7 protein-coding genes are annotated in these 6,665 nt (G+C 70.7%); 5 read left to right on the top strand and 2 right to left on the bottom strand.

Annotated features, from left to right (window positions below):
• From QM591_RS03870 to QM591_RS03850, 5 genes are all read left to right on the top strand, one after another.
• A partial coding sequence (locus QM591_RS03870) for a zinc-binding dehydrogenase (protein WP_415129801.1) occupies positions 1 to 515 on the top strand: 515 nt, incomplete at its 5' end.
• Positions 516 to 603: 88 nt separating this feature from the next.
• Positions 604 to 1,998, top strand: a complete 1,395-nt coding sequence (locus tag QM591_RS03865; protein WP_415129799.1) for an MFS transporter — start codon at positions 604 to 606, stop codon at positions 1,996 to 1,998.
• Positions 1,999 to 2,078: 80 nt separating this feature from the next.
• Positions 2,079 to 3,320 (top strand): D-mannonate dehydratase ManD, encoded by a 1,242-nt coding sequence (gene manD, locus QM591_RS03860; protein ID WP_415129797.1) that lies wholly within the window; start codon positions 2,079 to 2,081, stop codon positions 3,318 to 3,320.
• Complete coding sequence (locus tag QM591_RS03855; protein WP_415129795.1) at positions 3,310 to 3,972, top strand: bifunctional 4-hydroxy-2-oxoglutarate aldolase/2-dehydro-3-deoxy-phosphogluconate aldolase; 663 nt, start codon at positions 3,310 to 3,312, stop codon at positions 3,970 to 3,972. Before manD ends, QM591_RS03855 begins: the two co-directional genes overlap by 11 nt.
• Positions 3,969 to 4,937, top strand: coding sequence for a sugar kinase (locus QM591_RS03850; protein WP_415129793.1), 969 nt, complete (start codon positions 3,969 to 3,971; stop codon positions 4,935 to 4,937). Before QM591_RS03855 ends, QM591_RS03850 begins: the two co-directional genes overlap by 4 nt.
• A 41-nt stretch (positions 4,938 to 4,978) precedes the next feature.
• Here the strand turns inward: QM591_RS03850 and QM591_RS03845 are convergent, their stop codons facing one another.
• Positions 4,979 to 5,470, bottom strand: a complete 492-nt coding sequence (locus QM591_RS03845; protein WP_415129791.1) for an FBP domain-containing protein — start codon at positions 5,468 to 5,470, stop codon at positions 4,979 to 4,981.
• A gap of 309 nt (positions 5,471 to 5,779) precedes the next feature.
• Positions 5,780 to 6,121 (bottom strand): hypothetical protein, encoded by a 342-nt coding sequence (locus QM591_RS03840; RefSeq protein WP_415129789.1) that lies wholly within the window; start codon positions 6,119 to 6,121, stop codon positions 5,780 to 5,782.
• Positions 6,122 to 6,665 lie beyond the last annotated feature (544 nt).

Raw genomic sequence — 6,665 nt, 5'->3', positions numbered from 1 at the left:
GCCCCATCGGCCTGCTCGTCGCGGCCGCCGCCGCACGGGCGGGCGCCCTCGCCGTCGGGGCGAGCGACGTGCGCCCCGAGCCGTTGGAGCGCGCGCGGGCACTCGGGGCCACCGAGACGGTGCTCGTGGGCACGGATACCCTCGACGCCGAGTCGTTCGACGTCGTGTTCGAATGCTCCGGCGTCGGCGCCGCGCTCACCCAGGGTGTTCGCGCCGCGCGGCGGGCCGGAACCCTCGTGCAGGTGGGGATGCTCCCCAACGCCGAGATCGGCGTCAACCTCGCTCCGCTGCTGGCCAAAGAGCTGACCATCCGCGGCGCCTTCCGCTTCTCGACGGAGATCGACGACGCCATCGCACTGCTGGCGGACGACGACAGCTTCGACGCCGTCGTCTCCCATGTCGTCTCGGCCTCCGACGCCGTACGCGCCTTCGAGCTCGCCCGTGACTCGTCGGCCTCGGCGAAGGTCCTTCTGAGCCTGGCCCCGTCCCCCACCCCGACCACCGACCCGGCCTGACGTCAGCGTCGGCCTGTTCCTCGCGCACGACCCGGGCGCGAACCCCGCGCACTCACCTCCGCGCACATCACTACAAAGGAGTAATTCGATGAGCAACACCTCCGCTCCCGGCGTGGATGCGTCCGCGCCTCCGGCCAAGCGCTCCATGGGCGACCTCGTCCGCGCCGCCGTCTCGGGCTGGCTCGGCACGGCGCTGGAGTTCATGGACTTCCAGCTCTACTCGCTGGCGGCCGCCCTCGTTTTCAGCCAGCTGTTCTTCGCGGGCGAAGACCCCGGCATGGCGGTCGTGCTCGCGATGGCGACCTATGGCGTCGGCTACGTCGCGCGCCCCGTCGGTGCGTTCGTCTTCGCCCGGATCGGCGACCGCGTCGGCCGCCGCAAGGTGCTCTTCTACACGATCCTCCTGATGGGCGCGGCGACGACTCTCATCGGCTTCCTCCCCACCTACGAGCAGGTGGGCATCATCGCGCCGATCCTCCTCGTGCTGCTGCGTCTGGCGCAGGGCTTCGGCGCGGGCGCGGAGATCTCCGGCGCCGGGGTCATGCTCTCGGAGTACGCTCCCGCCAATCGTCGCGGCATCGTCGCTTCACTCGTGGCCCTCGGCACCAACTGCGGCACCCTCTTCGCCTCGGCGATCTGGGCGCTTCTGCTCGCCGTCATGCTCGAGGCCGACGTGATCGAGTGGGGCTGGCGCATCCCGTTCATCGGCAGCGCCGTCATCATGCTGTTCGCGCTCTGGGTGCGCTTCAACCTCAAAGAGAGCCCCGTCTTCGAGGAGCGCACCGACGTCGTCGACGGCAAGGCGCTCTCGCGCGCCGAGGTGATCAAGCTCGCCACCGAGACAGGCGACATCCGCACGCTCGAGTCGTTGGAGCGCAAGCCCATCAAGGCCGTCATCGTCTCCTTCTTCCTGCGCTTCGGCCAGGCCGGAAACTCGGGTCTCGTGCAGACCTACCTCATCTCGTTCATCACGATCACCCTCGCCGTGTCGAAGGAAGTGGGCCCCGAGGTCGTCATCGTCTCGTCGTTGATCGGCTTCCTCACGATCCCGCTCGTCGGGTTCCTCGGCGACAAGTTCGGCCGGCGCCGCATGTACATCGTCATGACGTCGCTGTCGCTGCTGCTGATCGTTCCGACGCTCCTGATGATCAACACGAAGGAGATCGGCTGGATCTTCGTCGGCTACGCGCTCATCCACAACATCTCCGTGCTCGGCCTCGCCTCGATGGAGAACCTGTCGATCCCCGAGATCTTCGGTGCGCGCAACCGCTACACGCTGACCGCGATGGTGCGCGAGATCGCCGCGATCATCGCGACCGGCATCGCTCCGATCGTCGCGGCCGCCTGGGTCGCTGCGACCACGGGGAGCATCATCCCGGTCATGGTCCTCATGGGGATCTTCACCGCCTCCGCGCTCGTGGCCGCGATCTGGGCACCGGAGTGGGCGGGACGCGACCTCACCGACCCGCGCCCCGCGATGTAAGCGGGCCCGCTGCCTCCCCACCCATCCCGAGGCGCGGCCGTCCGAGACCGACGGCCGCGCCTCCTTCCCAAGGAACAGACATGACCATCGATCTCGTCGACGTCAACATCACCAGCCCGGGCCGGAACTTCGTGACCCTCAAGATCACGACCTCCGACGGGATCGTCGGATGGGGCGACGCGACCCTCAACGGACGCGAGCTCGCCGTCGCCTCCTACCTGTCCGACCACCTCGCCTCGATGCTGGTCGGGCGCGACGAGGACCGGATCGAGGACACCTGGCAGTACCTCTACCGCGGCGCCTACTGGCGGCGCGGCCCCGTGACGATGGCCGCGATCGCCGCCGTCGACATGGCGCTGTGGGACATCAAGGCCAAGAAGGCCGGGATGCCCCTGTACCAGCTGCTCGGGGGCGCGAGCCGTGACGGGGTGCGTGTCTACGCGCACGCCTCGGGCACGGACTACGCGGCCCTCGCGAACGCGATCACGGGATACGAAGAGCTCGGCTTCACCGCCGTCCGCGTGCAGACCGGAGTGCCCGGCCTCGGCCAGATCTACGGTGTCTCCTCGTCGGGACCGGGCGTGCGCTACGACTACGAGCCGGCCAAGCGCGCGGCCGACGGCGGAGCCGCGGAGCGTCCGCACGAGGAGAACTGGGACACGCGCACCTACCTGTCGCACATGCCCGGCGTCTTCGCGCGCATCCGCGAGGACTTCGGCACGGGCCTGCGGATCCTTCACGACGGCCACCACCGCATGTCGCCGATCGAGGCGGCCCGGTTCGCGAAGGACATCGAGCCCTACGACCTCTTCTGGCTCGAGGACTGCACCCCGGGCGAGGACCAGGCGGCCCTCCGCCTCGTGCGCCAGCACTCGACCACTCCGCTCGCGATCGGCGAGATCTTCAACAGCGTGTACGACTACCAGACGCTCATCACCGAGCGCCTCATCGACTACGTGCGCTCGGCCGTCACCCACACCGGCGGCATCACCGCGATGAAGAAGCTGCTCGACTTCGCGGCCGTCTACGGCATCCGCTCCGGCATCCACGGCCCGACCGACATCTCGCCGGTCGGCATGGCCGCCGCGCTCCACCTGGACCTCGCGATCCACAACTTCGGCATCCAGGAGTACATGCCCCACAACGCCGAGACCCTCGAGGTGTTCCGGACCTCGTTCACGTTCGACCGCGGCTTCCTCCACCCCGGCGACCAGCCGGGACTCGGCGTGGAGCTCGACGAAGAGGCAGCTGCCGGCCACGCGTACACGAAGGCCTACCTGCCGGTGAACCGCCTGCTCGACGGGACCGTTCATGACTGGTGATGCCGCGCGCCTCGCTCTTCCCGAGCGCACCGTCGCCTCTCGGCTGATCGTGGTCGCTCGCGCGGCCCGCGCCGACGATTACGACGCCGTGCTCGAGGCTCTCGCGGCGGCCGGCGTGCGCAGCGTCGAGCTGACACTCACGACGCCGGGCACCTTCGAGGCCTTCCCACGCCTGCGCGACCGGTTCGGCGGCGAGATCGACCTCGGCATCGGAACGGTCACCGATTCTGCGCAGCTCGCGCGCGCGATCGAGGTGGGCGCAGACTACGTCGTGACGCCCGTGACCTCGGCAGCCCTCGTCGCCCAGGCCACGGCAGGGGGAGTGCCGATCGTGCCGGGCGGCCTCACCCCGACCGAGCTGTTCTCGTCGTGGTCGGCGGGCGCGTCGGCGGTGAAGGTGTTCCCGGCGGGCCAGGTGGGCCCGTCCTACCTCGCCGATCTCCGGGGCCCGTTCCCCGACCTCGTCGCCGTGCCGTCGGGCGGGGTCGATCTCCGCGGCGCCGAGCAGTGGCTCGCCGCGGGAGCCCTCGCCGTGAGTGTAGGCGGGCCGCTCCTCGGCGATGCCTTCCGCGGTGGAGACCTGGGGGCGCTCCGGGAGCGGGCGGCCGCATTCGTCGCGGTGGCGGCGCGGGAGGGTGCGGAGGCATCGTGAGCGGGCCGCGGGTGGTGGCCCGGCCGCGGGTGGTGACGCTCGGCGAGACGATGGGACTCCTGCGCGCGACCGAGATCGGGTCGCTCGCTCACGCGTCGCACCTCGCCGTCGGCGTCGGGGGTGCGGAGAGCAACGTCGCGATCGGGCTGCAGCGCCTCGGCGTCGACGCGTCCTGGCTCGGCCGGGTGGGCGATGACGGCCTTGGTCGCCGGGTCGCGCGCGAGATCCGTGCCGAGGGCGTCGACGTCCGAGTCGTCGTGGACTCCGGTGCGGCGACCGGGCTGATGCTGAAGGAGCGGCCGTCGGCGGCAGGCGTCGCGGTGACGTACTACCGGCGGGGGTCCGCCGGCTCACGGCTGACCCCCGAGGACCTTCCGTCCGGGTGGGTGGAGGAGGCGTCGCTCCTCCATGTCACCGGCATCACGCCCTTGCTGTCGGCGAGCGCGGAGGCGACGGTGCACGCGGCGATCGACCGGGCGGCGGCCGCTGGTGTGCCGGTGAGCTTCGACGTCAACTACCGGTCGGCGCTCGCGTCTCCCCGCGAGGCGGCCGACGTGTTCCGTCCCCTCGCGACGCGTGCGCAGCTCGTGTTCGGCGGGGAGGAGGAGCTGCGCCTGCTCGCCGGGGGTGACGATGTCGATGCGGTCGCGGGGCGGATCCGCGGTTCCCGCGACTGCCTGGTGGTCCTGAAAGACGGCGAGCGCGGAGCCACGGCGTTCGCGGAAGCCACCGTGACCGCGCCGGCGTTCCCGATCTCCCCGCTGGACACCGTCGGCGCGGGCGATGCGTTCGTCGCCGGGTTCCTCAGCGCGCACCTGGCCGGCGAGACTCTCGAGGTGGCTCTCCGTTGCGCGAACGCGTGCGGCGCGATGGCGTGCCTCGTTCCGGGCGACTGGGAGTCGGCCCCCACCCGCGACGAGCTCGAGCGCTTCCTCGCGGGCGACACCGACCCCGTCCGTCGCTGACCCCCCCACCCCCGCCCGCCTCTCCCTGAACACGAGGCGGATCAGGCGCGGTCGCGGACGTCGCGGAAAAAGGCGTCGACGTGGGTACGGAGCATGTCGATGCGGCGATCGCGTGCGGCGGCGACGTCGTGCCCGAGGTAGGCGGGAGGATCCAGCCGCCGCACGTTGCGGGAGCACTCGAACCCCGCGCACAGCAGGGTTCCCACGGCGTCTCCCGCGCGACCGGCCTTGCCCGCACGCCGCGCCGTGAAGAACACGACGTCGTTCGGGAGCGTCACATCGGCGCACCAAGAACACTGCGGACGCGTCCGCGTCGGCTGCTCGGCTTGGCGCAACTGGAGCCCTACGGGCACGTCGTCGATCACGGCGACGATGAACCCGAGGAGCGGATTGCGGTGGTCGCGCCAGCCGTAATAGTCGCGGCGCTCCCACTCGGTCTGCGCGAGGTCGGTGGGGACGACGAGCGCCTTGCGCTCGCGGACGGACACGTTGATGAAGGAGGCGCGGATGGCCTTGTCGGTAAGGGGACGCATGAAAGGTTCCTGACGGGAGGGGTCGTCCGGGTACGGCGGCTCACAGGGAGGCCGCATCGGACGGAATCGATGAAGGCGCGCCGCCGACAACAAGACGGCAAGGATCGCGCGGGGTCGCGGACAGACGTCGACGCGACGCCGGATCAACCGGCGGAAAGGACGAGTGCCGCGACGCCTCTGCCGTCGGCGATGACGACGCCGACGACCCCCTCACGCCCACAGGGCAGCGCGTGACGAACGGGACTCATGCCGACCAGCCTACTCCGCCCCCGCGTGCAGGGCCCGGAGACCAGCGCGCCCCCGGAGAGCTCAGCGATGCGCGGCGCCGAGCTCGGTTCCCCGACCCTGCGCGATGAGCTGCTCGATCGGGAGGAGAGCCGAGCCCAGCGCGACGGTGTCGCCGCCGAAGGTCGCCGGGAGGAGGTCGAACTGCCCCGCGAATCGGTCGAGGCTGCGCGCGCGAGTGGCGGCGAGGACCGCGTCGGCGCGACTCTCCATGAGCCGGAGGCCCACCCAGCCGCCGACGACGATCCGCTGCGGATTGAGGAGGTTGACCATGCTGCCGAGCGCCGTCCATCCACTGCCGTCGAATCGGCCCCCGGCGGCGCGCCACGACTCGAGGATCGCGTCGGCTCCGACGTACGCCTCCACGCAGCCGCGGTCGCCGCTTAAGCCGTTGGGCGAGGCTTGCCGCCCGGGGTCGGAGGGGTGGCGGCGCGGAAGTGACTTCCCTCCGGGACTGGGCTATGGTCGGCCGGATACCCGCCAGCTACTACAGGGAAGCGAGTACCGTCATGGCACGTTCCGAAAAGAAGCAACCGAAGCTGTCTCTCAAAGACAAGCGTGAGGTGAAGCGCGCGAAGGTCGAGCAGACCACCACCCGGGTCCGTAAGGGGGCCTAGGAACGGCGTCATGAACGCCGGCTCCTTCCGGTCGGTCGGTGACGCCAGGCGCGACGTGCCCCGACCGCACGTGCGCGCCACCGCCGACCGGGCCACCAAACCCCTCCGCATCCCCTCCCGGCCACCCCGACGCGGCTGAGTCGGGCGGGTCGGGGCGGGGTGGCGGGCTAGGTGTACCGGGTCAGCACGTTGGTGATCGTCCGATAGGGAGAAGGCCTCCATTCTGAGTGGTGTCTAAGTCGCTCTCGAAGGGAGGCCTCCTCTTGGTTCACCGTAACGCGCGATTGGCTGAG

Origin of the sequence: Microbacterium sp., assembly GCF_047607225.1 — a bacterium.
Taxonomy (GTDB): domain Bacteria; phylum Actinomycetota; class Actinomycetes; order Actinomycetales; family Microbacteriaceae; genus Microbacterium.
The sequence above is the reverse complement of the archived record's forward strand: the minus strand, read 5'-3'. Positions and strand labels throughout refer to the sequence as shown.

Coding starts and splice junctions, on each gene's coding strand:
- manD (WP_415129797.1), top strand. CDS start 2,079: ATGACCATCGATCTCGTCGACGTCAACATCACCAGCCCGGGCCGGAAC.
- QM591_RS03865 (WP_415129799.1), top strand. CDS start 604: ATGAGCAACACCTCCGCTCCCGGCGTGGATGCGTCCGCGCCTCCGGCC.
- QM591_RS03845 (WP_415129791.1), bottom strand. CDS start 5,470: ATGCGTCCCCTTACCGACAAGGCCATCCGCGCCTCCTTCATCAACGTG.
- QM591_RS03855 (WP_415129795.1), top strand. CDS start 3,310: ATGACTGGTGATGCCGCGCGCCTCGCTCTTCCCGAGCGCACCGTCGCC.